This window comes from Pseudomonas frederiksbergensis, from assembly GCF_003732665.1.
GTDB classification, from domain to species: domain Bacteria; phylum Pseudomonadota; class Gammaproteobacteria; order Pseudomonadales; family Pseudomonadaceae; genus Aquipseudomonas; species Aquipseudomonas frederiksbergensis_G.
The window spans coordinates 265,249-290,873 of sequence record NZ_MOBP01000023.1 but is presented as its reverse complement, the minus strand read 5'-3'; the positions used below and the strand labels follow the sequence as shown (position 1 = coordinate 290,873).

Annotated in this window: 16 protein-coding genes; 5 read left to right on the top strand and 11 right to left on the bottom strand. The window is 58.5% G+C overall.

Annotation, left to right across the window (positions count from 1 at the left end; genetic code table 11):
• Positions 1-126 precede the first annotated feature (126 nt).
• Positions 127-1,746: an FMN-binding glutamate synthase family protein gene (locus BK665_RS31075; RefSeq protein ID WP_123410296.1), complete on the top strand. Its 1,620-nt coding sequence runs from the start codon at positions 127-129 to the stop codon at positions 1,744-1,746.
• Positions 1,747-1,793: 47 nt separating this feature from the next.
• On the opposite strand, the gene BK665_RS31070 is transcribed toward BK665_RS31075, so the two are convergent.
• The 7 genes from BK665_RS31070 to BK665_RS31040 all read right to left on the bottom strand — a co-directional run bounded on the left by BK665_RS31070 (position 1,794) and on the right by BK665_RS31040 (position 9,720).
• A complete protein-coding gene (locus BK665_RS31070; protein WP_185076689.1) occupies positions 1,794-3,212 on the bottom strand; it encodes a glycosyltransferase family 39 protein in 1,419 nt (472 codons plus the stop codon).
• Between the two features lie 10 nt (positions 3,213-3,222).
• Positions 3,223-4,197, bottom strand: coding sequence for a lysylphosphatidylglycerol synthase transmembrane domain-containing protein (locus BK665_RS31065; RefSeq protein WP_123410294.1), 975 nt, complete (start codon positions 4,195-4,197; stop codon positions 3,223-3,225).
• Entirely contained in the window at positions 4,194-4,934 is a 741-nt protein-coding gene (locus BK665_RS31060; RefSeq protein ID WP_123410293.1) for an SDR family oxidoreductase, read from the bottom strand. Before BK665_RS31060 ends, BK665_RS31065 begins: the two co-directional genes overlap by 4 nt.
• Complete coding sequence (locus BK665_RS31055; protein ID WP_375538965.1) at positions 4,931-6,247, bottom strand: FAD-binding oxidoreductase; 1,317 nt, start codon at positions 6,245-6,247, stop codon at positions 4,931-4,933. Before BK665_RS31055 ends, BK665_RS31060 begins: the two co-directional genes overlap by 4 nt.
• Positions 6,248-6,279: 32 nt before the next feature.
• A complete protein-coding gene (locus tag BK665_RS31050) occupies positions 6,280-7,749 on the bottom strand; it encodes a UbiA family prenyltransferase (protein WP_123410291.1) in 1,470 nt (489 codons plus the stop codon).
• Positions 7,746-8,120 carry a GtrA family protein gene (locus tag BK665_RS31045; protein WP_123410290.1) on the bottom strand — a complete coding sequence of 125 codons (375 nt, stop codon included), beginning with the start codon at positions 8,118-8,120 and terminating at the stop codon, positions 7,746-7,748. Before BK665_RS31045 ends, BK665_RS31050 begins: the two co-directional genes overlap by 4 nt.
• Before the next feature lie 106 nt (positions 8,121-8,226).
• Positions 8,227-9,720, bottom strand: a complete 1,494-nt coding sequence (locus tag BK665_RS31040) for a glucosyltransferase domain-containing protein (RefSeq protein WP_375538961.1) — start codon at positions 9,718-9,720, stop codon at positions 8,227-8,229.
• 225 nt (positions 9,721-9,945) lie between these two features.
• Between BK665_RS31040 and BK665_RS31035 the strand changes: the two genes are divergently transcribed.
• Positions 9,946-11,070 carry an OpgC family protein gene (locus BK665_RS31035; RefSeq protein ID WP_123410288.1) on the top strand — a complete coding sequence of 375 codons (1,125 nt, stop codon included), beginning with the start codon at positions 9,946-9,948 and terminating at the stop codon, positions 11,068-11,070.
• 55 nt (positions 11,071-11,125) lie between these two features.
• Here the strand turns inward: BK665_RS31035 and BK665_RS31030 are convergent, their stop codons facing one another.
• Positions 11,126-12,547, bottom strand: a complete 1,422-nt coding sequence (locus tag BK665_RS31030; protein WP_123410287.1) for an amino acid permease — start codon at positions 12,545-12,547, stop codon at positions 11,126-11,128.
• Between the two features lie 626 nt (positions 12,548-13,173).
• Between BK665_RS31030 and BK665_RS31020 the strand changes: the two genes are divergently transcribed.
• From BK665_RS31020 to BK665_RS31000, 3 genes are all read left to right on the top strand, one after another.
• Positions 13,174-13,632 (top strand): REP-associated tyrosine transposase, encoded by a 459-nt coding sequence (locus tag BK665_RS31020; RefSeq protein ID WP_123410285.1) that lies wholly within the window; start codon positions 13,174-13,176, stop codon positions 13,630-13,632.
• Positions 13,633-14,586: 954 nt separating this feature from the next.
• Positions 14,587-17,697 carry a transglycosylase domain-containing protein gene (locus tag BK665_RS31005; RefSeq protein WP_123410283.1) on the top strand — a complete coding sequence of 1,037 codons (3,111 nt, stop codon included), beginning with the start codon at positions 14,587-14,589 and terminating at the stop codon, positions 17,695-17,697.
• Positions 17,698-18,131: 434 nt separating this feature from the next.
• Positions 18,132-22,832: an NEL-type E3 ubiquitin ligase domain-containing protein gene (locus tag BK665_RS31000; protein ID WP_259699676.1), complete on the top strand. Its 4,701-nt coding sequence runs from the start codon at positions 18,132-18,134 to the stop codon at positions 22,830-22,832.
• Positions 22,833-22,957: 125 nt separating this feature from the next.
• Here BK665_RS31000 and BK665_RS30995 read toward each other — a convergent pair whose 3' ends face one another.
• From BK665_RS30995 to BK665_RS30985, 3 genes are all read right to left on the bottom strand, one after another.
• The gene (locus BK665_RS30995; protein ID WP_123410281.1) at positions 22,958-24,169 is read right to left on the bottom strand and encodes a hypothetical protein; all 1,212 of its coding nucleotides are present in this window, start codon (positions 24,167-24,169) and stop codon (positions 22,958-22,960) included.
• A 22-nt stretch (positions 24,170-24,191) separates the two neighbouring features.
• Complete coding sequence (locus tag BK665_RS30990; RefSeq protein WP_123410280.1) at positions 24,192-24,692, bottom strand: CS1 type fimbrial major subunit; 501 nt, start codon at positions 24,690-24,692, stop codon at positions 24,192-24,194.
• 157 nt (positions 24,693-24,849) lie between these two features.
• Positions 24,850-25,593 carry a molecular chaperone gene (locus tag BK665_RS30985; RefSeq protein ID WP_123410279.1) on the bottom strand — a complete coding sequence of 248 codons (744 nt, stop codon included), beginning with the start codon at positions 25,591-25,593 and terminating at the stop codon, positions 24,850-24,852.
• Positions 25,594-25,625: the final 32 nt, after the last annotated feature.

Below are 25,625 nucleotides of genomic sequence, written 5' to 3'. Positions count from 1 at the left end.
CATCAGATTCAACATTGATGGTGGCTGACACACCGCTTTCGCGAGCAAGCCCGCTCCCACAGGGATGTCAGTGCCCCCACAGTCCACCGTGTTGCACATAACCGAGTCCGAACCCAGGGAAACCGTATGAGCCTGTCACTCCTGAGCCGCTACGCCTTCTTTGCCGCTTGCGTGATTTTCACCCTCGCCAGCCTGCCCTTCCTGCAACACGACTGGCTTTGGCCGATCACCGCCGTCACCGGCGTGCTTAGCCTCGTGGGTCTGTTCGACCTGTTGCAAAGCCCCCACGCCGTGCGGCGCAATTACCCGATCCTCGGCAATATCCGCTACCTGGTGGAAGGCATTCGCCCGGAAATCCGCCAGTACCTGCTCGAATCCGACAGCGATGCCCTGCCCTTCTCCCGGGCCCAGCGTTCGCTGGTCTACTCGCGGGCCAAGAATGAAAGCGCCGACAAACCCTTCGGCACGCTGATCGATGTGTATCAGTCGGGTTTCGAATTCATCGGCCACTCCATGCGCCCGGCGCCGTTGAGTGACCCGAGCGGTTTCCGTGTGATGGTCGGCGGCCCGCAGTGCACCCAGCCGTACTCGGCGTCGGTGTTCAACATCTCGGCCATGAGCTTCGGTTCCCTCAGCGCCAACGCCATCCGTGCGCTGAACCAGGGCGCCAAGCTTGGCAACTTCGCCCACGACACCGGCGAAGGCAGCATCAGCGCCTATCATCGGGAAAACGGCGGCGACCTGACCTGGGAACTCGGCAGCGGCTACTTCGGCTGCCGCACCGCCGACGGCCGCTTCGATCCGGAACGCTTCGCCGCCCAGGCTCAGACGCCGCAAGTGCGCATGATCGAAATCAAGATGAGCCAAGGCGCCAAACCCGGCCACGGCGGCATCCTGCCCAAGCACAAAGTCACCAAGGAAATCGCCGAAACCCGCGGCATCATGATGGGCGAAGACTGCATCTCGCCTTCACGGCACAGCGCGTTTTCCACGCCGATCGAACTGATGCACTTTATCCAGCAACTGCGCGAACTGTCCGGCGGCAAACCGGTGGGCTTCAAGTTCTGCCTCGGCCACCCGTGGGAATTCATGGGCATCGCCAAAGCCATGCTGGAAACCGGCATCCTCCCGGACTTTATCGTCGTCGACGGCAAGGAAGGCGGCACCGGCGCCGCGCCCGTGGAATTCACCGACCACATCGGCGTGCCGATGCGCGAAGGCCTGTTGTTCGTACACAACACGTTAGTGGGCCTGAACCTGCGGGACAAAATCAAACTCGGCGCCAGCGGCAAAATCGTCAGCGCCTTCGACATCGCCAGCGTCCTGGCCATCGGCGCCGACTGGGCCAACTCCGCGCGCGGCTTCATGTTCGCCATCGGCTGCATCCAGTCCCAAAGCTGCCACACCAACAAATGCCCGACCGGTGTCGCGACTCAAGACACCTTGCGCCAACGCGCATTGGTGGTGCCGGACAAGGCTCAGCGGGTGTTCAACTTCCATCGCAATACGTTGAAGGCGTTGGCTGAAATGCTGGCGGCGGCTGGGCTGGAGCATCCTTCGCAGTTGTCGGCCAAGCATTTGGTACGGCGCATGTCGGCGACCGAGATCAAGTTGTTCTCGCAGTTGCATGTGTTTTTGAAACCGGGGGAGTTGTTGACCGGGGAAGTGAATGGCGAGTTTTACTCGCGGATGTGGCAGATGGCGCGTGCGGATAGTTTTGAGCCGGGGGAAGTGGCGGCGGCTTAGCCAATAAATGGAGCGTCAGACTGTATTGATTGACACTCCATTCCAGATCAAGGACGGCTAGTGGGCGAGGTGCCGGAACAGTACTCGAGTACGGCAGAGTTCTCGAATTCTGCCGTGTGAATCAAGCTCACACCGAATTGAGCGGGATAATTGTTAATGCGTGCCCTGTCCCATTGATCTGCAATGACATAAAAACAGAACGGTGTTTGACCAGCCTTCAGGCGCGCTTCTACAGTTTCAAGATTGCTGACATCAATAGGTGCCCCCAGCAACTTTGAGTACGTTATATGCTCAGTACTAAACCGGGCATATACAGGCATATTCCTGCCGTCACTTATAACTTTCAGTGTCGGCGCGCGAAGATCGTGTTGAAGTCTCAGGGCTTCGGGCACACTGGGCTGGGTCAAAAAATAGGAGCTTGACACGACAGATATAAAAACAACAAATACTCCCTTTACAAACCGGTCTTCAACAAAATCGACTCCATAAGCAACGATAACAAGAATGGCTGGCACAAATACAATTGCGTTTTTCAAAGAAAAAATGGGTGTGTAAAACATCGACCTCACATAAGCCACTGCAAACCCTATAAGCCACCAGCACAACAATATTCCGGCTGATCCGCGATCATCAGAGCGTCGAACCATGGCATTCAAACCTACCAAAAAAAGCAAAGTACACACTAATGCCACAGACAGATCGCCAAAAGGAAGAACCCATGTATCCACGATAAATTGATTATCGGGCCTGGGTATCCATGAGTCCTTTTTTTTAAAATTGTCCAGCATAAAACTCATCGTCGGCGCAAGTGATAACACTATCAGCCCACCTGCCCCCGCCCCTAATAAAAGCATCCGACCATTAAACCCCGAACGAAATAGCTCACACAGTAGAAACATAGCCTGACTCACTACAAGTAAAACACCAAAGTAGTGAGTATTGACCAATGCCGCGCTGACCAGTGCGTAAAGCAGAGCAGTGACGGCATTAACCTTTCTTAAAAAACAGACAAACGCAACAAAAGACAAAATCGTCATCAGAACAAGTAACTCGTAGGACCTGGTATTTTGTGAAAAAAATATCAAGTAGAAATTTATGGCGGACAACCAGGCGACTAGCAACCCAACCGACGAACTGAACAATTTCACACCTAGCGCATACATTGCTGGAATAACAGCAACACCTAATAACATCGAAAAAACTCGCCCAACACGCTCTCCATAGCCAAAAACCTTATAAACACACCATAATAAAATCTGATAAAGCGGTGGATGGACATCCTCGACGGTTCTATGAAACACCGTACTCAAATCATTTTCAGGATCGCTGGCCCACGCGCTGAACAATTCATCCATCCACAAGCTCTTATCGAACAGCTTATAACTACGAAACGCCGCCCCCAACACTACAATCATCAACAATAGAACGTACATTAATGATTGCTTATTCCTTGTCAGTGCAAACATAGCGCCTCGCTCAATCATCCAAGGTGTTTACCGTGAAAGCCGGTTTATTCTTGATACGAACTAAAACGGCCGCCCCCAACCCCACCGCAAACCACAACGTCACCAACCGCAACAAAACCGTCGCCGCAATCGCATCCGGCAGCGCAACGTCACTGGACACCAACAACGCGACCATCACCGCTTCCGCACTGCCAAGTCCGCCCGGCATAAAGCTCAACGCGCCCGCGAGCATGGAAACGGCATACACAAACATCGTGAAGATCAGCGGGACGTCGAGGCCCATGGCGCTCAATATCCAATAGAACGCCAGCACTTCGAGGCTCCAGGCCAATAGACTCAACAGCGTTGTACCGATCAGACGGCGCGACGTGTGGCACCGGCGCGACTGGAGCAATACTTGAATAACGCTGCGTAATACCCGGGACGTCCAGCCGCGTCCACGAGATATTCGTTGCTCAACTAAGTCCGTCAGCTCTTGTCGGGAAACCAACAAAAAACCACAGATCACCAGCACTAGGCTGACGACAATGATCGAGAGCCACTCCGGGTGGTCGCTCAAGCCGAACAAGGCCAGTAACACCATGGCCAACAGGTCCGACAGACGCTCACTGACCAGCGCCGCGAAGCCGTTGGCATAAGGCACGCCCCAGCGTTTGAGCAACACCCCACGCAATGCTTCGCCGGCCTTGCCTGGTGTCGTGGTCAAGGCAAAACCGGCGAGGTAGATTTTCAGGCTCGGCCGCCACGGCAACGAATGTCCCAGGGCATAGAGGTAGGTCTGCCAACGCAAGAAACGCAGGCCGTAACCAGTCAGGATCAACACACCGATCTGAGCTGCGATTAGCCACCCGACCCGACTCATTGCGCCACTCACCGCCGACCAGCCGCCCCATAGGGAAGCAACGAGATAAGCCAGGGCCGAGCAAACCACCGAGCCGATCAAGACCCGATAACGCCAACCGGACAGGAACAATTCCTGATTCACAGGCTCAGCCTCTTGAACAGCCACTGCGGCAACCCGCGAATTACCCACATGATCAAGGCCCAGAACCCCGGCACGTAAAGCACCGACTTCTGGTGCTCAATGCCGGCGACGACGCGTCGGGCGACGTCCTCCGGTTGCGTGACCAACAGCGCCGGCAACGTCAGCCCTTGGGTCATCGGCGTATCGACGAAACCGGGCTTGATGGTCATCACCTGCACACCGCACTTGAACAGCCGCGCACGCAGCCCTTCGCAAAAGGCTGAAACAGCGGCTTTGGCTGAACCATACAAATAGTTGGACGAACGCCCTCGATCGCCAGCGACCGAGGAAATAACCGCCAGGGTTCCGCAACGCTGGGCAGCCATTTGATTAGCCAAAAGCGTCAACAGCGCAATCACCGACGTACCGTTATTGGCAAACTCCGCCAGAGCCACCTCGACGTTTTGTTCGCACACGGATTGATCCGGCAAGGTGCCGTGGGCGATCAGGCAGATGTCGATCGATTGCAAGGTGCGAAGGCAACGCTCCAGCATGACCGGATGTGCGGCGATATCTGTGGCGTCCATCACATGAGACGTCACCCTGCCAGCGCCTCGAACCAACAGATCAGCGCTGGTTTGCTGGATTTTCTGCACATCGCGCGCGACCAGGAAAAACTCGTTGCCCTGCTCCGCCCAGCGCCGAGCACAGGCACTGGCGATGGCCGAGGTGGCCCCCACGATCAGTATTTTTTTCATTGGATGACTCGCTGCCAAAAACGGGACATCAGCGCCGGGTCGCGCAGCGCTTCAACTTGTTCCCAGGCTGGGTAAGCCTGGCGAAAATCGCGGCCGCTCATGTGCGCGTCCTTGGCCGGGTAGAGCCGACCACCGGCCTCCCGGACGATGGCGTCCAGACGTGGCAGCAGTGTGTTCGTCAGCGCAGTGTTCTGAGGAAAATCCAGCGCCAGTGACGTTCCAGGCATCGGAAAGGACAGCAGCCCCGGCGAGGTCAAATCGCCACAGCGCTTGAGCACCGCGAGAAAGGACCCGGTGCCGCTGTGGGCAATCGCGTTGAGGAGCTGGGCCAAGGCGTCTTCGGCCGTCGTTTCGGGCAACACGCACTGGAACTGCTGGAAACCTTTGCGTCCGTAGGCCCGATTCCAATGCTCGATGCCATCCAGCGGATAGAAAAACGGGCTGTAGGGGACGATTTGGTGTACCCGAGTCGCCGGTTGCATTGCCCAATAACTGCGGTTGAAGAGGTTCAGTGAGAGCCGATTGATCAAGGACACCGGTGGCCGGATCGGCAGGCTCAGCGAGCGTGTCGGCGCGACCTGAAGCGGCCCGTTTTCACTGTGCTCGCCGACGGTAAACACCCCGCGCCCTCGCTGGCGACCCTTGGCCAGGCAATCGATCCACGCCACGCTGTATTCGTGCAAAGGGTCCAGCTCCGCCGACAACGCGAAGAATTCGCGCAGATGGTCAAACCGCACCCGAACCGTCTCGACCCGGCTGGACTGAATTCTGCGCAGACGAATGCTCACCCAACTAATAATGCCCGTCAGGCCCAACCCGCCCATCGTGGCGGCGAACCACTGCGGATTTTCCAAAGGTGAACACGTCATTGGCGGTTGCGTGGAGCGATGCAGGCCAAAGCTCAATACAGAGTGGGCAAACGTACCGCGCCGGTGATGATTCTTGCCATGCACGTCATTGGCCAGTGCGCCGCCCAGGGTCACGTGGCGTGTTCCGGGCGTGACCTCCAGAAACCAGCCATGGGGGATCGATACTTGCAGAATCTCGCCGAGGGTCACCCCCGCTTCAGCGCAAATCTGGCCGGTTTGCCAGTTTGCTTCGATCAATCGATTCAAAGGGCGCAAATGCAACACATGCGCACTGCTGGCGAGGCAGCTGTCGCCGTAACTTCGGCCGTTGCCGAATGGCAGGGTTGTGCCGTGATGACAGATTAACGTCTGCAATTGCTGCTTCAGATCACTGCGCCAGTGGCACGGGTGACCTGTCTGCCGCCCTGTGGGGTAATGCCCCCAAGGTGTTAATGGATGACTGATTGCAGGGGCCGATCCTGCATGCGCATCGCGCTTCATACCGCCAACCAGAAAATCAGCCCAAACATCACGCCCAGCGCCAGACTCAAACGATCCCGCAATGCAAACACCACCGGGTCGTCATTCATCCTGCCGCGATGGGTCAGCATCCAGATACGAGTGATCCAGAACAGCAACAACGGACAGCCAAGCCAGATCAGTTGTGGATGGCTGTAAAGCACGACGGTCGTACTGTCATGGATGTACAGCGCCAGTACCATCACCGATAGGTAACCCGAAGCAGCCCCCAGGGAAGAGAGCATCGCCAGATCGGCCGGGTAGTAATCACGGCCACCGGTTTTGCCGGTGATGCCGTTGCACAACGCGACCTGGAGTTCGGCGTAGCGCTTGACCAGTGCCAGGCTCAAAAACATGAACATCGAAAACGCCAGCATCCACACCGTCAGTTCCAGTTCGAACGCGGCGCCACCGGCAATGATGCGCAAGGTGTACAGCAGCGCCAAGGCAATCACGTCCAGGGCCATGACCCGCTTCAATACCAGCGAATAGACCAGCGTCAACACGTAGTAGGTGGCCAGCACAGCGACGAAATGCCAAGGCAAGCACCACCAGGCCCCGATAAAAGCCGTGAGCAGCAGACAGGGAAAAACGATCAGGCCGGACTTGATCGACAACTGCCCACTGGCAAACGGTCGATAGCGTTTGCGCGGATGTCTTCGATCGTCCTCCAGGTCCAGAAGGTCATTGAGGACATAGACCCCGGAGGCGCATAACCCGAAAAACACAAAAGCCAGCAGACCGTGCCAGAGCAGCAGTGAATTGCCAATCTGATGCGCGGCCAGCAACGGCACGAAGATCAGCGCGTTCTTGGCCCACTGATGGATGCGAAACGCCTTGTACCAATCCCTGACATTCATCCCCCCCGAGCGGACCACTTGCACCACGTTGTTCAGGCTTTGGGTGGCGAGCTCGACGCCCGGCGAAGGATTGACGACATAGGCCTGCTCGGCCACGCGCCAAATCGACAAGTCCTCAAGCGCATTGCCGACGTAATCAAAACCTCGCTCGCCATATATCGCCACCAGCAAATCACGCTTGTTCGTGCCCGATAAATTGCACCCAAGGCTTGTGGCCAGGACGTCATCAAACACCTTCAAATGCTCGGCAATCCGCGTCGCCAGCGAATGATGACTGGCCGTGGCCAACACAATCTTGCGCCCGTCCTTGCGTTGCGCCTCGATCAGCGCCAGTACATCGGGATCGTAGGGCAACACGGTGACGTCGATATCCGTCGCCTGCGCCAACTGTTCTTTCAAATACGCCTTGCCATGACGGAGCCAATTCAAAGGCTTCAGCCAGTGCGACGGCTGACAATGAACAAAGGCCAAGGCGCTTTCGAATAGTAGATCGGACCTGAGCAGCGTTCCGTCCAGATCGACCACGAAGGGCCGGGACGGCACGGTCAGTTGTGTCAACGGGCGCGCCGGGCGCTGAGAAGTTTTCATGTTTCACGCCCACGAAACAGCACGAACTTCGAGAAGACAAAACCGCACACCAGGCTCAACAGTGAAAACACAGTCACCGTCAGCAAACCGGGAAACCGCCACAGATCGCCGAGGCGCCCGATGCCGTAGCTCATGGCGCCCATAAGACCAATGAACAGCAGATACACGCCCACCGACACCTTGGCATCAAAGGTGTACAGCGCATTCACATAGAAGGAAAAGGACGCGGCAACGCAATATGCCGCGAAGTTGCTCGCAGCCTGCGTGAGTTCAGCGCCGGTGCTGAGGACGAAAAAGATCTGCCAATGGATGATCGCATTGGCCACGCCGATGACGCTGTAAGTGGAGAATCCTTTCCAGAAGACTTTCATGCTGGCTCTTTCCCGTCGCCGCCAGAGGTGCCTCTCAAACTAAAATCACCACCGGATGCCGTCTACTGTCAGAAATTACAGGTCTGCCCCTGTTCCGGACCAACGGTCACCATTGCAGTTCAACAATCGGCCTCGGCTCCTTCATCACGATAAAACCGTAATCACCCAGCAGATAAATCCGGTAGTACTGGCTATCCACCAATGGCACAAACCCCTGATACCCGACACGGGTTGCATTGCGCCGCTCCCGCTCGGCCACCACGTTGGTGATGCCGGCTTTCGGCAGGGTTTCGGCGAGCATGTAGTAGTCGGTGTTCAGCAAGTACTGCAGCACCGGCAGTTGCTTGAATGAACCAGCGGCAGCGGTCAGCCAGTGATCGGAGTACGCCACCGAGAGGTAAATGCGTTTGGCATCGCGCAGGGCCGGGCGGGAGGCGATGTCGTAGCTCAACGCATTGAGCGCGGTGTTGGCGAAGGTCTTCTGCATCACCAGCACCCGGCCATAGGCGAAGGACAGGGAGAGCATGGCCAGCAGCGGGATCAACAACAGCAGCGGCAGCCGTGGATGCACGGTCGCCAGCGCCGAATGGCTGAGGTAGAACAGCAGCACCAGCACCACGGAAAACCCCATCAAGGTGCGGGCGCCTTCGTTGAAGTCGCGGAAAAACAGCGCGGCGCCGGGCACCAGAAACACCACGACGGGCAAGATCAATAAGCACAGACACGCCATCACCACTCTCTTCGGCCCCGTCTGCTGCCGTTCGATGAGCAAGACGCCACCGGCAACGGCACACAGCAACAACGCCGCAAACACCCAGCCGAAGCCACCGTGAAACAGCAACATGACCTTTTCCAGCACCCGGGCCACGTTGGTCTCGACTTGCAGCAGTGGCGCCGCCCCCCAATTCAATAACGGGGTGCGGTGCTGATTCATGTAGGCCCCCGCCGTGACGAAGTAGATCAGCCAGGCCAGCGTCACTTGCGCGGCTTTCCAGCCGATCAATCGCCACCACTGGGGCCAGGGCAGTCTGGCCCCGGCGGCGCGCAGCAGCTCCAAAGCACACAAGCCGAGAAACACATTGATGCTGACTTGATACAGCCCCAACGCCAGGGCAATCAGCAACGCCGGCACGACCCATTGCTGGACCCGCGAGGCGCTGCGAAAGGTGATCGCGAAAATCACCGCCACCAGGCTCAGGGCCATGGCCGGCCCGTCGTATTGATAGGACAGGTTTTGCAGGAAGAACGGGTTGTACCAGAACCCGAGCACCACCAGGCAATGGGTCAGGGTCGGTTCGGCGAAGTAGTGGAAGGTCAGGCGGGTCAATGCCCACGACATCGCCAGCGTGGCGATCAGTAAGGGTAAGGGGAAAATGTTCGGCGCCGCACCGCTGAACGTCAGCCAGTTGTAGAACAGCTGGGTGAACAAGCGGCCTTCCTCCGACCAGCCCATGCCGGCGGCCAGTGCGCGCCAACTGTCATCGATGTAGGGATAATCCGCGAGGATCAGCGGCAGGACGTAGGCAAAGGTCGCCATGAGAAAAAACAGCCAGACCCGTCGGCCGCCGAGTTCTCTGTCGAGCCAATCGCCCATCCTCATGTCAATGCCCCTTCGGATGACTGCATTCAATCCGTGAAGCTTTGATCCTGCTGCAAGGCTTTAATCACCGTGTTTAAGATAGACGGCTATCACGGGCAATATCCCGTAATACCCCCACTTTGCAATTAACGGCCAATCACGCCACCCTGCGCCGCCGATATGGGGCACGCAACCTTTTGTGTCGCGAAATACTCCTTTTCAAAACACGTTCAAGAGCCCTCAGTCATGACATCTGAACGCGATCATCGAATCGACTTTTTCCGAGGCCTGGCCCTGATCTTCATTTTCTGGGATCACGTGCCCCACAACCCCCTCGGGCAAATCACCCTGCGTAATTTCGGCTTCAGCGACGCCGCAGAAATCTTCGTGTTTCTGGCCGGCTACGCGGCGGTCCTGGCCTACGGAAAAATCCTCCAGCGCGACGGCTATTTGATCGCCTGCCTGAAAATCCTGCGCCGCACCTGGGTGCTCTATGTGGTGCATATCTTCTTGTTGGCGATGCTGATGGGCATTGTGTTCTTCGCCAACAGCCATGTGGAAACCCGCGACCTGGTGGAAGAAATGGGCATGCACCACTTCATCACCAACCCTCAGCAAGCGTTGACGGATGAGTTGCTGCTGCGCTTCAAACCGAACCTCATGGACCCGTTGCCGCTGTACATCGTGCTGCTGGCCGGTTTGCCGTTGGCGCTGCCGCTGTTGGTACGCAAGGCGTGGGCGGTAGTGGCGCTGTCGTTGACGGTGTATCTGCTGGCGCCGTGGTTCGGCTGGAACCTGGCGGCGATCAAGGATGGCGTGTGGTATTTCAACCCCGTCGTGTGGCAATTGCTGTTTGTGCTTGGCGGCGCGGCGGCGATTTACGGGCAGCGTCCGCGATTGCCCGACACACGTTCTTTAATGCACCAGCCTTTGTTTGTCAGTGCAGCGGTGTACGTGGTGTTCGCCGGGGTGATTACGATCTCCTGGCGCTGGCCGGAAATTCACGACGCGGTAATGCCGGCGTGGCTGAGCAACCTGTTGTACCCGATCAGCAAGACTGACCTGTCGCCGGTACGGCTGGTGCATTTCCTGGCGCTGGCCTACGTCACCGCCAAGTTGCTGCCCGGCCGTAGCTGGACTCGAAACTGGTGGGCACAACAGAGTTGCCGCATGGGTCGTTACTCGCTGGAAATCTTCTGCCTCGGCGTGCTGCTGGCGCCCCTGGCGGACATGATCAACGCCATGACCAACGACGCCTTTGCCATGCAGATTTTCACGGCGCTGGTGGGGGTTGGTCTGATGGGATTGTTGGGGGCTTGGCTGGATTTCCATAAGCGGCTGACCCAATCCCCCATACCCGCGACAGTCTGAAACGAAAAAGCCCCGATCATCACGACCGGGGCTTTTGCATTTCAGGCATCAAACCTTACGAAGCCGAACGCACCGCACCTTGCGTCGCATTGGTCGGTTGCAGCTTGAACACGTAGAACAACACCGTCAGCAGTACCAGGAACGCCGGCCCCACATACAACGCCACGCGGGTGTCCGGGAAGTACGCCATCAGGCCGACCACCAGCACCAGGAATGCCAGCGCCAGATAGGAGCTGACCGGGTACAACCACATCTTGTATTTCAGCCCGGCCCGTTCGCTGGCGCTCAGGCCTTTGCGGAATTTGAGCTGAGCCAGCAGGATCATCACCCAGGTCCAGATCGCGCCGAAGGTGGCAATTGCCGTCACCCAGACAAAGACTTTTTCCGGGACCATGTAGTTGAGCAGCACGCCCAGCAACAGCACGAAGATCGACAGCAGCAACGCACGACGGGGCACGCCATTGCTGGAAGTCGTGGCAAAACCGGCCGGGGCCTGGCCGTTCTGCGCCAGGCTGTAGAGCATGCGCCCGGTGCTGAAGATGCCACCGTTGCACGACGACAGCGCCGCAGTAATCACAACGAAGTTAATGATGCCCGCCGCAGTCTTGATCCCCAGACGCTCGAAGGTCATCACGAACGGGCTGCCCTGGGTGCCGATTTCGTTCCACGGGTAAATCGACAGGATCACGAACAACGCACCGACGTAGAACAACAGGATGCGCCAGAACACCGAGCCGATCGCATTGGGGATGGTCTTCTGCGGGTTCTTCGCTTCACCGGCGGTCAGGCCGATCATTTCGACGCCGAGGTAGGCGAACATCACCATTTGCAGGGACATCAACACGCCTTGCACGCCATTGGGCATGAAGCCGCCGTGGGCCCACAGATTGGAAATCCCCAGGGCCACGCCGTCATTGCCGAAGCCGAACGCGATCACGCCGATACCGCCGATGACCATCGCAATGATGGTGACGATCTTGATCAGGGCGAACCAGAACTCGAACTCACCGAAGGCCTTCACCGCGATCAGGTTGATGGTGCCCATGCTGATCAACGCCGACAGCGCCCAGATCCAGCGCGGCACCTCGGGGAACCAGACGCCCATGTACACCGCCACCGCAGTGATTTCCGCGACGCAGGTCACCAGCCACAGGAACCAGTAATTCCAACCGGTCAGGAAACCGGCCAGGGGGCCGAGATAGTCTTGGGCGTAACGGCTGAAGGAGCCGGCGACCGGGTTGTGCACGGCCATCTCGCCGAGGGCGCGCATGATCACCAGGATCGCCAGGCCGCCAATGATGTAGGACAGCATGATCGCCGGGCCGGCCATTTCGATGGCCTTGGCCGAACCCAGGAATAGGCCGACGCCGATACAGGCACCGAGTGCCATCAAACGAATATGCCGTTCGCCCAGTTCGCGTTTAAGCGGGCCGCCCTGAGCGGCCTCGCCTTGGGGCAGATGATTGCCTGCTGGCATAGGGGTACAACCTCGTCTTGTTATTGGATGTGACCACCGAGTAAACGAAGGGCGGACCGGTAAGCCAGCGCTTCCTGATACCGGGCCTGCCTTATGGGCAAACCCGTCTTGTAGGACAAAACCTGCAAGATCAGCGGGGCGTGCAGTATAAAAAGCTTCCGACAGGCTTTTTCACTCTATAAACCACAACATTCAGGCACAACTCTCGCTAAAAGCGCTGTTTACGGAGGCGCATTACCTGAGTTTTGTAGGAATATTCGCTGCAAAAACGGCGGGGAGTATTGCACAGCATTGGTGCATCGTCATGTTACGGCGAAGGTTGGTTTTCTTTTCTCGAGAGCTCTAGTCCAGCCATTACAGACGATGCCACTCCTGTGGCGAGGGAGCTTGCTCCCGCTCGACTGCGCAGCAGTCGCAACCTTGCAATTGAGATTTTTCAGACCGACCGCGATGCCTGGATTTGGGGCTGCTTCGCACCCCTGCGGGAGCAAGCTCCCTCGCCACAGGAAATGGTTTCCACCGTGAGTCCTTCATCAAATTCGGAATATTCGGACAGCAGTTGCCGGCTCAAGTAGGAAGGGGGCGGGCTAGGGTCATTTCAGATCACTGCAAAAGGACGCAATGGAATGCAAAAACATCCAAATTCCCATCGGCTACGCCATGGACGATGTTCAGAACGGGGCCGAGGCTATCTGATCACGGCAGTCGTATATCAACGCAGGCGGGTGTTCAGTGATTGGTGCTTGGGGCGTCTATTAGTGGCTGAACTCAGACGAGCCCATGAACAACAATGGGTCAATTCGATTGCCTGGGTCATCATGCCAGACCACTTTCATTGGCTGGTGCAACTTGAGCAGCGCTCCCTGGCGCAAGTCATGCAAGCTATAAAATCCCGCAGCACATTGAGCATTAACCGAGCATCAGGCACTCAGGGGGCTTTCTGGCAAAGCGGCTACCACGACCGGGCCATCCGCGATGGTGAAGAACTTCTGCCATTTGCTCATTACATCCTCGCCAATCCGGTACGTGCAGGGCTTGTGGAGGAAGTCGGCGACTATCCGCTCTGGGATGCCTACTGGCTTTGACAGAACCTCTGAGGCTCTCTGTGGCGAGGGAGCTTGCTCCCGTTTGAGCGCGCAGCGCTCACCAAAAAGGGGCCGCTGCGCAGCCCAGCGCGAGCAAGCTCGCTCGCCACAGGGCCGTGTTCAACTTCATGACATCGCGGGCAACAAGTCCGATTTTGGCTTCGATCATCACATCTGAGCCGCACCACGCTTTGTGGCGAGGGAGCTTGCTTCCGTTTGAGCGCGCAGCGCTCTCAAAAAAGGGGCCGCTGCGCAGCCCAGCGCGAGCAAGCTCGCTCGCCACAGGGCAGTGTTCAACTTCATGACATCCCGGCAACAAGTCCGATTTTGGCTTCGATCATCACATCTGAGCCTCACCACGCTTTGTGGCGAGGGAGCTTGCTCCCGCTTGAGCGCGCAGCGCTCACCAAAAAGGGGCCGCTGCGCAGCCCAGCGCGAGCAAGCTCGCTCGCCACAGGGCAGTGTTCAACTTCATGACATCGCGGGCAACAAGTCCGATTTTGGCTTTGATCATCACATCTGAGCCTCACCACGCTTTGTGGCGAGGGAGCTTGCTCCCGTTTGAGCGCGCAGCGCTCACCAAAAAGGGGCCGCTGCGCAGCCCAGCGCGAGCAAGCTCGCTCGCCACAGGGCAGTGTTCAACTTCATGACATCGCGGGCAACAAGTCCGATTTTGGCTTCGATCATCACATCTGAGCCTCACCACGCTTTGTGGCGAGGGAGCTTGCTTCCGTTTGAGCGCGCAGCGCTCTCAAAAAAGGGGCCGTTGCGCAGCCCAGCGCGAGCAAGCTCGCTCGCCACAGGGCAGTAGTGAACTTAATAGCCTCGCTCTCCGTGGGACACAACCATTCATACGATTTCGATATTTCTCTATTCACAATTTTTTCACCATCGCCAACCACCGTCTAAGCTTCAGACAAGTCCGATCAATCTGCGTGAATGGATCAGTCGACTATGGGCGCGTTATGGCAAAGCGATTCGAGTAAAACCGTGGTTCCGACTGAACGTGTGGATGATGCGCCTTTACCTGAAAAACCCCGCCGTACCAAACACGGCTGGAAGGCGTTCTGGTTGTTGCTGCTGATTATCCTGATCGTGCTGGGCCTGGCCGCCGCGAAGGAAATGCGCACGTCGAAGTTTCAATCCCGGGAAGTCAGCAAATTTGCCGCGTCCTTGAGCTATGACCTGCAACCCGGCCCCAGCGATGCTATTCGCTACCCCGGTGCCGGACCGTTCGATTTGCGTCTGGGCTACAGCTCCATGGGGGATTTTCTGCCGCGGCTGCTCAAGCGCAACTATGTGATTGCCGCGCAAACCCGCTTTTCTCCGGCGTTGATGAAGTACACCGACAAGGGCTTTTTCGTCCCCTATTCCGAGAAAATCCAGGCCGGGCTGTCGATCACCGATTGCCGGGCCGCGCCGCTGTATCAGTTCAAATACCCGCAGCAGCTCTATTCCAGCTTCGACTCGATCCCGCCGGTGGTGGTCAACAGTTTGCTGTTCATCGAAAACCGTTTTTTGCTGGATCCAAAACAGCCCCTGGCCAACCCCGCTGTGGACTGGCCGCGCTTCGGCATGGCCGCGTGGTCCCAAGTGGCGAAGCTGATGCACTTGCCGGGGCAGTCCGCGGGCGGCAGTACCTTGGCGACGCAGCTTGAGAAATACCGTCACTCCCCCGATGGCTTGACCGTGTCCGGCGCGGAGAAGATCCGGCAGATGATTTCCGCCAGCGTGCGCGCCTATCAACCGGGGCCGCAAACCTTGCAGGTGCGGCAGAACGTGGTGCGTGATTACCTCAACAGCGTGCCGCTGTCGGCCGTTCCCGGTCACGGTGAAGTGCACGGCATGGCCGAGGGTTTGCGGGTCTGGTATGGCGCCGATTTCAACCAGGCCAATGAAACCCTGGCCAGCACCGCCACGGATCCAAAAACCATGGCCGCCAAAGGCCTGGCCCTGCGGGAAATGTTGTCGCTGATGATCGCCCAGCGTCGCCCTTCCCATTACCTGACCAAGGGCCACGAAGAACTGGCCGACCTCACCGACAGCCACATTCGCCTGCTGGCCCTGAACAATGTCATCGATGCGCCACTGGCCGCCTCGGCGCTGGCCAGTCAAGTGACGTATCGCGACTGGCAGACCCAACCGACCATCCAACCCATCGAAACCAACAAAGGCATCAGCACCGCCCGCAGCCGCTTGGCGTCGATGCTCAACCGTCCTCTGTACGACCTCGACCGCCTCGACCTGTCGGCCACCAGCACCTTGCAAAGTGACTTGCAGGCCCAGGCCACCGAATACCTCAAGCACCTGGCCGACCCGGTGTTCGCCGGGCAGATCGGCCTGATCGGCGAACGCCTGCTGACGCCCACCAGCACCACGGCGGTGCGCTACAGCTTCACCCTGTTCGAACTGACCCCGGACGGCTCCCGCGTACGGGTGCAGACCGACAGCACCGATCAACCCTTCGATATCAACGAAGGCAGCAAACTGGAATTGGGCTCCACCGCCAAGATGCGGGTGCTGACCACCTACCTGCAGATCATCTCTGAGCTGCACGACAAGTACGGCGACAAGACCGTGGCCGAGCTGAAAAAAACCGACGTGCCCGATCAGGATCGCCTGACCCGCTGGGTCGTCGATTACCTGATCCAGAACACCGACCGCAGCCTGCCAAAAATGCTCGGCGCCGCCCTTGATCGCAAATACTCCGCCAGCCCGGGCGAGGCGTTTTTCACCGGTGGCGGGTTGCATGTGTTCCACAACTTCCGTAACGAAGACAACGGCCGCATGCCGACCCTGCGCGATGCCATTCGCGAATCGATCAACCTGCCGTTCATTCGGCTGATGCGCGACATCGTGCGCTACACCACCTACTCCGGCCCCAACAGCAGCGCCGAACTGCTCAAGGACGACCGCGACCCACGCCGTCAGGAATACCTGGCGTCGTTCGCCGATAAGGAAGGCACCTCGTTCCTGCTCAAATTCTGGAAAAAATACAGGAACAAGGACACCGACTCGCGCCTGGAAACCTTCCTCGACAGCATGCGCCCGACCCCGATCCGCATGGCCGCCGTGCACCGTTATCTGTACCCGGACGCCGAGCAAGCCGCCTTCAATACCTTCGTGCGCGCGCACCTCAAAGGCGCCAAGCTCACGGAAAAACTCACTGACGAACGTCTCGAGCGCCTCTACTTGAGCTACGGCCCCGGCTCTTATGACCTGCCCGATCAGGGCTTCATCGCCAAGGTCCACCCGCTGGACCTGTGGCTGATCGGCTACCTGTTGAACCACCCGGACGCCAAGTGGAGTGAGATCGTCAAAGCCAGCCAGTTCGAGCGCCAGGAAGTTTATAGCTGGCTGTTCAAGAGCAAGCACAAGGGCGCCCGGGACAGTCGCATCCGCACCATGCTGGAGATCGAGGCGTTCCTCGACATTCATCAGCGCTGGCAGAAAGTCGGCTACCCGTTCGACCACCTGGTGCCGTCACTGGCCACGGCCATTGGCAGTTCCGGCGACCGTCCCGCCGCGTTGGCCGAGCTGATCGGCACCATCCTCAACGACGGCATTCGCATGCCCACCCTGCGGATCGACAGCCTGCATTTCGCCGCCAATACGCCCTATGAAACCCAAGTGGTGAATGACCCGAACGTCGGCAAACGGGTGATGCCGTCCGAGGTGGCCGCGGCCATGCGCGAAGCCTTGTCCCACGTGGTCGACGCCGGTACGGCAAAACGGGTGTCAGGCAGTTTCAAAACCCCGGACGGCACACCGCTGGCCATGGGCGGCAAGACCGGCACCGGGGATAACCGCATCGAAGCGATTGGCTCGGGTGGACGGATCCTCAGTTCGAAATCGATCAACCGCACCGCGACCTTTGTGTTCTACATCGGCGATCACCACTTCGGCACCTTGACCGCATTCGTGCCGGGTCGCTCCGCCGAACAATTCAAGTTCACTTCGGCGTTGCCAGTGCAGGTACTCAAGGGGATGGCGCCGATTCTGACGCCGTATTTGCAGCCGGGTCGCAACACCGAATGCGCGGCGCCGACAATGGCGCAGCGATAATGCCGAGTATCGCCGTAGCGTTTTCCTACAGCGAAAAAAGAACTACAACAATGGTGGTATTTAAATATTTTCGACATTGCGATTTTCAATCAATAACAGACGATTAGCCGGCCTCTAGAAACAGAGTTTTGAACTTTTATTCTTTACGTCAATGGTTAGCTTAGAGCCTTCCCATAACGTGAAGACTATTCACCATGCTTGAGTTACAAACAGTAAACAACTTGGCCAATCCAGACAACTCATCTAACAATAAAGGCAGGCACTACCCTTTTATCAAAGCCCGCATTAATGACTGCTTTACCCAGACCTCGTTGCAGCGAGTACAAGCGCTGGGCAATGTCCGACTGCGGCGAGAACCTTGGTTTGACAGCGCCAGCCAGGCACTGAAAGACGCAAACATAGAGGCCTGGAATACCCAGAACGCGCTGGACCAGATGCTCTTGTCACTCAAGGATGTTTATTCCTTTGCCGAGCCCTTGCTCAAGGCCGCGATCAGAATTCAATACGGACTCGACCTGAACGTCCGGGAAACCTGGCTGCATCTCTATATTTCCAAAGAGCAGCCGTGGTATGTGATTGATACATCCCAAGGGGTGACCACCCGAACGGTGTCATTGCTGGATGCCGCACTGCACAACTTTGCACGTAACGAGCACTTCGAAGCGGACTCGGAGTTTATTACCCGCCCCGATCAGCACGGGCGCTTTGAAATAACGCCGATCAAACAAACAATGACGATCAAACAGTTTCAGACACTGTGTCGCAAACTGGATATCGGCAACCGCTACAAGCGCCACCTCGAACATTACCTGCTGCCCGCCAGCCCCGTGGCCGCCGGGGCTTTGCAGCATTGGGTCAGCCTCAGCCAGAAGGCCGCGCTCAAGGCCGCCGCGCACCTGGCACTGAAGAAAAAAGACATCAGCGTCAACGCCCACAGCCTGATACTCGGCCTTATTCACGGCCTGACCAACCTGACCCTGGACGGCAAAGTCATGCAGGCCTGTGACTTGCGCCTGATGGACACCACCCTGACCGGCATCATCGTTTTTACCCCTGTCCCTGAGCAGAATCGCGGCGTCAGTCGAGTGCTGGTGTATGTCCCCCACGACCCCGAGCACCCGTTGAAGGAATACCCGTCGGCAACCGACTGCATGAGCGAGATCACACGGCAACTGCGTGAAAACACGCTGTTGCCGTCCAGTGGCACGACCTATCAGCAATTCTTCAGCCAGTTCGTCGACCAGCCACAACGCGGGCATTTTTTCGCCGGGCTGGGGCAACGCCTGAGCCAGGTGAAATGGCATGAGCGGCAACCGGCCGATCCGCTTCCCACCTGGCGGGAAATCCCTGTGTCGAAACCCGACCTGCAATTCTCTGTCGAGCCGATCACGCGCCCACTGTGGGAGCACCTGTACCAAAAAGCCCTGAACAAGATCCTCAACGACGGCCGCGCGATTGCCGTCTCCACGGCCGATACCGACAGCCGAGCGCGCTGGGCCTGGTGGGACAACTTCAAGAAAATCCTTTCCGACATTTTCAACGTTGCACTGATGGTGATGACACCGTTCGTGCCCGGTCTGGGCGAGTTGATGCTGGCGTACACCGCCTATCAACTGACCACCGATGTGATTGAAGGTGTGGTCGACCTGGCCGAAGGCCTGTGGGTCGAGGCTGCCGAACATGTGATCGGTGTGGTGACCGATGTGATTCAACTGGCGGTGTTCGCGGTCGGTGGCGCCATTGGCAACGAGTTCAAACTCAAATTGTCACCGTTGATCGAAGGCATGACGCCGGTACAACTGCCCGATGGCAAAAGCGTGCTGTGGAACCCTGACCTTGGCCCGTATCAGCAACGTCACATCACCTTGGCGGCGGATTCGACGCCCGATGCCTCGGGCCTGCATGCTAATGAGGGCCGGCACATCCTGCCGCTGGAAAATGGTCTCTACGTGGTGCACAAACGCCCTGACACCGGCGAGCAGCGCATTCTGCATCCCCGGCGTGCCGACGCCTATTCACCGAAAGTGGTCAGCAACGGCCATGGCGCCTGGCTGCTCGAAGGGGAGAATCCCCGTGCCTGGGACGCTGAAACCCTGATGAAACGGCTCGGCCACCACACCGATGGTTTCACCGCCGAGCAACTGGAAAACATCCGCTACATCAGCGGCACCGATGAGGGTTCGTTGCGCCGGATGCACGTCGAGCAAACCCCGCCCCCGCTGCTGCTGGACGACACCCTCACACGCTACAGGGCGTTCAAGGACGTCGGTGTGGCCCGCGAACGAATCCGCTCTGGCGCGGCGCTCGACCCGTCTTCCGTCTGGTTTGAACAACTGGTGACGGAACTGCCCGGCTGGCCAACGGATTACGCGCTAAACGTGTATGAGCGATCCGACCTGACTGGCATGTTTCGCACCTATGGCCATGCCCGGGCGTCCGCCAGCCAGACATTGAACATCAGCCTGGGCGATGTACTGGCGGGCAAGCTTGCGGAACGAGTGGTGGGCTTTCTGGACGACGCGAAACTGAGCGACCTGCTCGGTGCAAACCTGCCCATGGATCAGCGCGTACAAACCTTGCGTGATCGTCTGGCCGCACGGGTGGATGAGCGCAAGCCCGAGCTGTCGGACTATCTGTACCGCGCACGGGAATACCGCAACGAGGCAAACGTTCAGCGCCTGCAAACCGCCTACCCGGACCTGCCTGCCGACGTCGCCGATACGCTGCTGGCCGGCGCCGAAAAAACCGAGCTGGACACACTGGCCCAACAGCAGCGCATTCCCCTGCGCCTCAGGGCCCTGGCCCGCGAATGCGCGTTCGAAACCCGAGCGGCCAGAGCGTGCGAAGGCTTCTATGAAAAGGCCCGAATAACCCCCGACACCGAGCGCCTGGCCCTGAACGTGTTGCGCCTCAACAGCGACACGTTCAACGGGCTGCGGATCGAAGTGCGTTTCGGCACTTACGATGGCCCGTTGCGCTGTAGCGTCGGCGCCGATGACGCCGGCACCGTCAAAATCCTGGTGCGAGACGAGCACGGACGCTACAAGGGACGTGACGGCGAGAATCACAAGTTGCACGGCCCCTACAACCTGTACGAGTCAATCCTGCGCGCCATGCCCGAAGCGTCGCGTGTTGAACTCGGTTACCAGTTCGGCCAGGGCGCCTGGTTCAAGGAATGGCTGATAGCCAAATCCGAAGTGCCGGCCGAACGTCGCACCGCGTTGCTCGAACCGCCGATCCGGCCGGTGGCGCAGTGGCAGACGATGCTGTTGTTGCGCGGCCCTTTGCTGTCCAAAGGCGCCAAGACCATTGAGCAACGGGTTCAGGATCTGTACCCGCATCTCAGCGAGCGGGAGGTGGAGACCTTCACCCGCTCCCTGCCGGCTGATGCGGATGCTGTAGAGGTGATCAAAACCCTCGAACGCTCACTGAACAGGCTGCGCAATGTGCTCGGCATCTGGAAGGATCAGATGGCGGCGACCCTGCCTGACGACGCAGCCATTGCGCCCGATGCTGTGAGGCACATCGCCGAAGGCCTGGTGGAATGCTTCGAGCGCAAGCCGTGGGTGTTCGATGAACGCAGCACGCATTTTGCGGGCGGTTATGCGCTGGATCTGTCCAGCGATCTACGCAATTACAACCTGGAACGCTGGTGGAAAAAACTGCCGGACCTCAAGGATTATCTCGACCAGATCACCACGTTGAATGTGGATGGCATGACGATCTCGCAACGCTCGGACGGGATGCTCCAGGACTTCACCCAGCTTCGCCAATTCAGCGCGCGACGCTGCGGCCTGACCGGCCTGCCGGCCGGGGTCGGTAACATGCCCGCGCTTGAAACCCTGCGCCTGAGCGACAACCGCATCCGCCTGACCGACGAGGCCTTGGTGCAACTGGGTCGTCTGACCCGACTGCAAACCCTGCGGCTTGAATACAACCCGCTGGTTATCGCGCCGAATGTGGGGCGCATGCCACGCCTTAAGGTACTGAACCTGTCCTACACGGGCATCGACGCCTGGCCGGAGGGGCTGTTGGCCAAGTTTCGTCCCCGGGGATTTTTCCTTGATCTGTCGGGCAACCCGATCAGAACCATCCCCCGGGCCATCAAAGGCTCGAATAACGCGTGGACGGTCGCCCGTGCGCGACTGGACTCCAGCAAATTACTGGATGCCCACCGCCATGCCTTGCACGAGTATCGCCGCTCGGTGGGCTTGCCCCGCGAGAACCTCTACGCGCCGCTGGCGCAAAACGCACGGGACAAATGGCCGCTCAATGATGACTCGTCACTGTGGGGCAATCGCTCCCCCGGTTTGGGCAATTACCGCGCCGAAGCCTGGGACAACCTGATGAGTGAAGCCAATAGCGAGGGCTTTTTCATACTGATCGACAGCCTGACCACCTCCGCAGACTACCGGGCCGGCGGGTGGGTACGAGAGCAACTGTCGCGTCGCGTCTGGGAACTGATTGATGCCATGGACATGGACATGCCGTTGCGTGAAAAACTGTTCCGCACCGCACAGAACCCGGAAAACTGTGAGGACGCCAGTTCCGAGATCTTCAACCGCATGGGCGTACAGGCGCTTGTGTCCCAGGCGCATGCCTACTCGACGTCCGCCGCCGAACGGGAGTTGCGGTTGGTCAAGTTGAGCAAAGGCGCGACACGTCTGGACAGGGTCAACCAAATCGCCCTGGCCGATTCGCTGTTGCGCCCCAGCAGGGCCGAAGAAGTGGAAATTTACCTGGCCTATCAGACCGCTCTGGCGCAACGCCTTGGCCTGCCCTGGCAATCGGACTCCATGCTCTTCAGGGAGATTGCCGGCGTGACGGAGGAAGCCATCGACCGGGCCTACGATACCGTGCTGGAGAGAGAGAACGGCGACGGGCTGGTCAATGGCATGCTCGAACAACCGTTCTGGGAACAATATCTGCGTGAGGCCTGGCCTGAGCGGTTCGAGGCCAATGATCGCCTCTTCAATCAGCGATTGGAGCGTCTCGAAGACTTGTACGATCCCTCAGCCAGACCGGCACCGATATCCGATCAGGAATACGCGCAACGCTCCGTTGACCTGGCTTACGAAAAACTCGAGTTGGCGCGCAGCCTGAGCCGAATGCTGCTGCACAAGTACGGGCTGTAAACACCCCCAGTGCCACCGCATTAAACAACAGCGCATTGGCGCAGCAATCCCCGGCGCGACAGCCGCCGGGAGATTGCTGCGGCGCTAGGTTCAATGGCTCGGTAAAAACCTGCTCACTCGAAAGATCAGACTTCCGAATCCCAGATCACGGTGATGTTGCCTTTGTAGGGCCGGCCTTTGGAGTTGCGAATCAAAAAAGCAGTCTCAAGTTCCGGCACTTCGAAATGCAACGTCCCCGGCTTTCGATCCACGTAATGCCCCGGTTGAAACGTGCGCGATACCTGGCGGCCCAACAGCAGTCGCGTGACCGGTTGCCCGCTGCTGTCCGTCAGCCCGTTGGGCAGGCTGGCGCTGACTCTGACCAGGCTTGCGTAACCGGACTCACGGTCAATGATCCCGCAGTGCTGGCCCAGATCGAGCTCGCATTCCAGTTTCATCGTGAATCGCGATGACGCCGAGATCAGGAACGTCTGGTCGCGCAACAGGCGAGTGGGGGTGCGCCCCTGATCCAGCCAACTCTGCCAGCCCCCCAGGGGTTCCAGAATGACCTGATTGCCGCCCGGTGGCAGGTCGACTTTCAGGGTGTGTTGCACGTCGAGGACGAAGTCCAGGGTCAGGTTGCTGTCATCGGGCAGCAAGTTGCCAATGTTGAAATCCCTACCGGGGCCAACCTGGTAGTTGATCGATCCGGTGTAGAGCCCGCTCGACATACCCAGCGGGTTTGGCGTGCGTAGTTCGTAGGCGAAATCCAGGGTGCTGAACGAGATCGATGGAATTCGAAAAGACGCCAACTTGGTGCAGTTGGCTTCTACCGGGGTTTTCCAGAAAAACCGATAAGTCGAGGCGGTGTACGAGCCTACGCCGCTGTACAGGCAATTCGGTGGGGCATAGACCCAGGATTGCCCGCCCCAGAGCTTGCGGTGTCCTTCGAGGATATCGGTCTCGCCGGTCAAATTGGCGGCTGTATCGCTCAGGACGTAATTGGAGCCCATCCCGGTTATGCGCACTTCAACGATCTCGGTTTCACGGGTAGCGGCGTTGGTGACGTTCAGTTGTCGCCAGTTGGCGGGCGCTTTGATCCACATCCCCATGGGCGGCACAACCGGGCCGGCCGGCCCAAAAACAATGGGCAGCCGGATACTGAACGTGTTGTTTACCCTGCACTCATCCGGATACGTCGCGCAGTAGCCGCTGCTCGGGGTTTGATTGATAAATACGTTTTTTTGCGGCTGCGACGGATCCGGCGTGAACAGCGCCCTGATTTCCTGATTCACCGCCTGCGCCGAAGGCATGGCCAATGCGACCAACAGCGCCATCCCACCTGTGGACAATTTCATAAATATTCACCTGCCTTGTGATTTACCCACCCGGCGCCCGGGCGTTGAACAACAGCAGCACATTGCCGTAGTAGTCGCCGGCCCGATAACCGCCGGGCGGCTGTTGCGGCTCGATTTCCAGCAGCACCCGCGACCCCACCGCCGCGTCGGCGGCGGAGACCACCAGCCGAGGCTCGACGGCATGGCTCAGTTCGACGCCGTTGAAGCGCACACGCAGCGCAATATTGTCAGGCGCGTGGCCATTGGAGAGGTACGGCTGCAACTCCAGGCGCGCCTCGATGGCGCTGGTGTCGTGCCGCACATCAAAATATTTGCGCAGGCTGCCCAGCCTTGAAGTCGCGACATCCCAAGGCAAAATCTGCTGGCGCTGAATCCAGTCAGGTTCCGAGGGAATGACGTAAAACGCGCGCGTCGGCACCAGCACCGAGACTTCGAAGGTGTGCTCCTCCCGCGCCGCTATCGCCAAGAAACTCGCCGCCCCCGTTGCAGCCAACAGCGCGGCGACCATGCATTGCTTGATCATGTTTGTTACCCACAAGGTCCAATAAAAGCCAGTCAGATATGGCGCAAAACCTGTGGGAGCGAGCTTGCTCGCGATAGCGGATTGGCAGGCAAAACATCTGTTGAATGTAAAGCCGCTATCGCGAGCAAGCTCGCTCCCACAGGGATTGCGGTGTTCTTTAACGACTGGCGATCTTCAGCACTTTCTTGCTGTCGCCCTCGATCACCATGAAGCGGTACTCACGGCCCTTCTCCTTGTCGAAACCGAAGGACTTGCCCGCCAGCACATGGTGTTTGGTGGTCGGCCCGCAGTCGTTTTCATCGCTCAGCGAACAGCTTTTGAACTCGTCGACCACGACCACGGTGTTGCCGTTGTTGCGCAGGTCATAACGGCTGGCGGTGTCGCTGATGGCGGTGTCGAAACGGGCGTCCTTGGGGCGCACAAAGAAGATCGTGCCGAACCCGGTCATCACGTTGACCCCCGCCGACAAATTCTTTTTATAGTCGTCGCGCTCTTCGGTGCTGATCACGAAGTCGTCTTCCTTCTCCGGCACCACGGGCACAAAACGCACGCGAAAATAGCGCTCGGTATCGCGCTCGCCCATGAACAGCAAACGCGTGCCCTGCATGCCTTTGGCCGGCACGATCAATCGCGCCGGGCTGGCCATGACGCCTTGACGCGAAGCACCGTCCGCCGTGCTCTGGATCGGCACTTCCCGGGACGTGCCGTCAGCGTCGTAGAGAATTTCCAAAACGTTGATCTTGACGAACGCGGTGCTGTCTCCGCTGTTGAACACCCGCTTCAGGTACGTACTTTTATCGCCATCCAGATAGTCGTACACCGTGCCGACATTAATCTGCGGCCCGGCCTGCGCCGTCAGACCAAACACGCTGGCCACCCACATCAACAACAGACGCTTCATCGTTTCGAACCTCATAAAAAGTTAAAAGTGGC

Bases quoted from the DNA above. Each gene is read 5' to 3' on its own strand.
- BK665_RS31030 (WP_123410287.1), bottom strand. From the start codon at position 12,547: ATGCCAGCAGGCAATCATCTGCCCCAAGGCGAGGCCGCTCAGGGCGGC.
- BK665_RS30995 (WP_123410281.1), bottom strand. From the start codon at position 24,169: ATGAAATTGTCCACAGGTGGGATGGCGCTGTTGGTCGCATTGGCCATG.
- BK665_RS31060 (WP_123410293.1), bottom strand. From the start codon at position 4,934: ATGAAAAAAATACTGATCGTGGGGGCCACCTCGGCCATCGCCAGTGCC.
- BK665_RS31000 (WP_259699676.1), top strand. From the start codon at position 18,132: ATGCTCTTGTCACTCAAGGATGTTTATTCCTTTGCCGAGCCCTTGCTC.
- BK665_RS31035 (WP_123410288.1), top strand. From the start codon at position 9,946: ATGACATCTGAACGCGATCATCGAATCGACTTTTTCCGAGGCCTGGCC.
- BK665_RS30990 (WP_123410280.1), bottom strand. From the start codon at position 24,692: ATGATCAAGCAATGCATGGTCGCCGCGCTGTTGGCTGCAACGGGGGCG.
- BK665_RS31020 (WP_123410285.1), top strand. From the start codon at position 13,174: ATGCAAAAACATCCAAATTCCCATCGGCTACGCCATGGACGATGTTCA.
- BK665_RS31040 (WP_375538961.1), bottom strand. From the start codon at position 9,720: ATGAGGATGGGCGATTGGCTCGACAGAGAACTCGGCGGCCGACGGGTC.
- BK665_RS31075 (WP_123410296.1), top strand. From the start codon at position 127: ATGAGCCTGTCACTCCTGAGCCGCTACGCCTTCTTTGCCGCTTGCGTG.
- BK665_RS31070 (WP_185076689.1), bottom strand. From the start codon at position 3,212: ATGTTTGCACTGACAAGGAATAAGCAATCATTAATGTACGTTCTATTG.
- BK665_RS31050 (WP_123410291.1), bottom strand. From the start codon at position 7,749: ATGAAAACTTCTCAGCGCCCGGCGCGCCCGTTGACACAACTGACCGTG.
- BK665_RS31045 (WP_123410290.1), bottom strand. From the start codon at position 8,120: ATGAAAGTCTTCTGGAAAGGATTCTCCACTTACAGCGTCATCGGCGTG.
- BK665_RS30985 (WP_123410279.1), bottom strand. From the start codon at position 25,593: ATGAAGCGTCTGTTGTTGATGTGGGTGGCCAGCGTGTTTGGTCTGACG.
- BK665_RS31005 (WP_123410283.1), top strand. From the start codon at position 14,587: ATGGGCGCGTTATGGCAAAGCGATTCGAGTAAAACCGTGGTTCCGACT.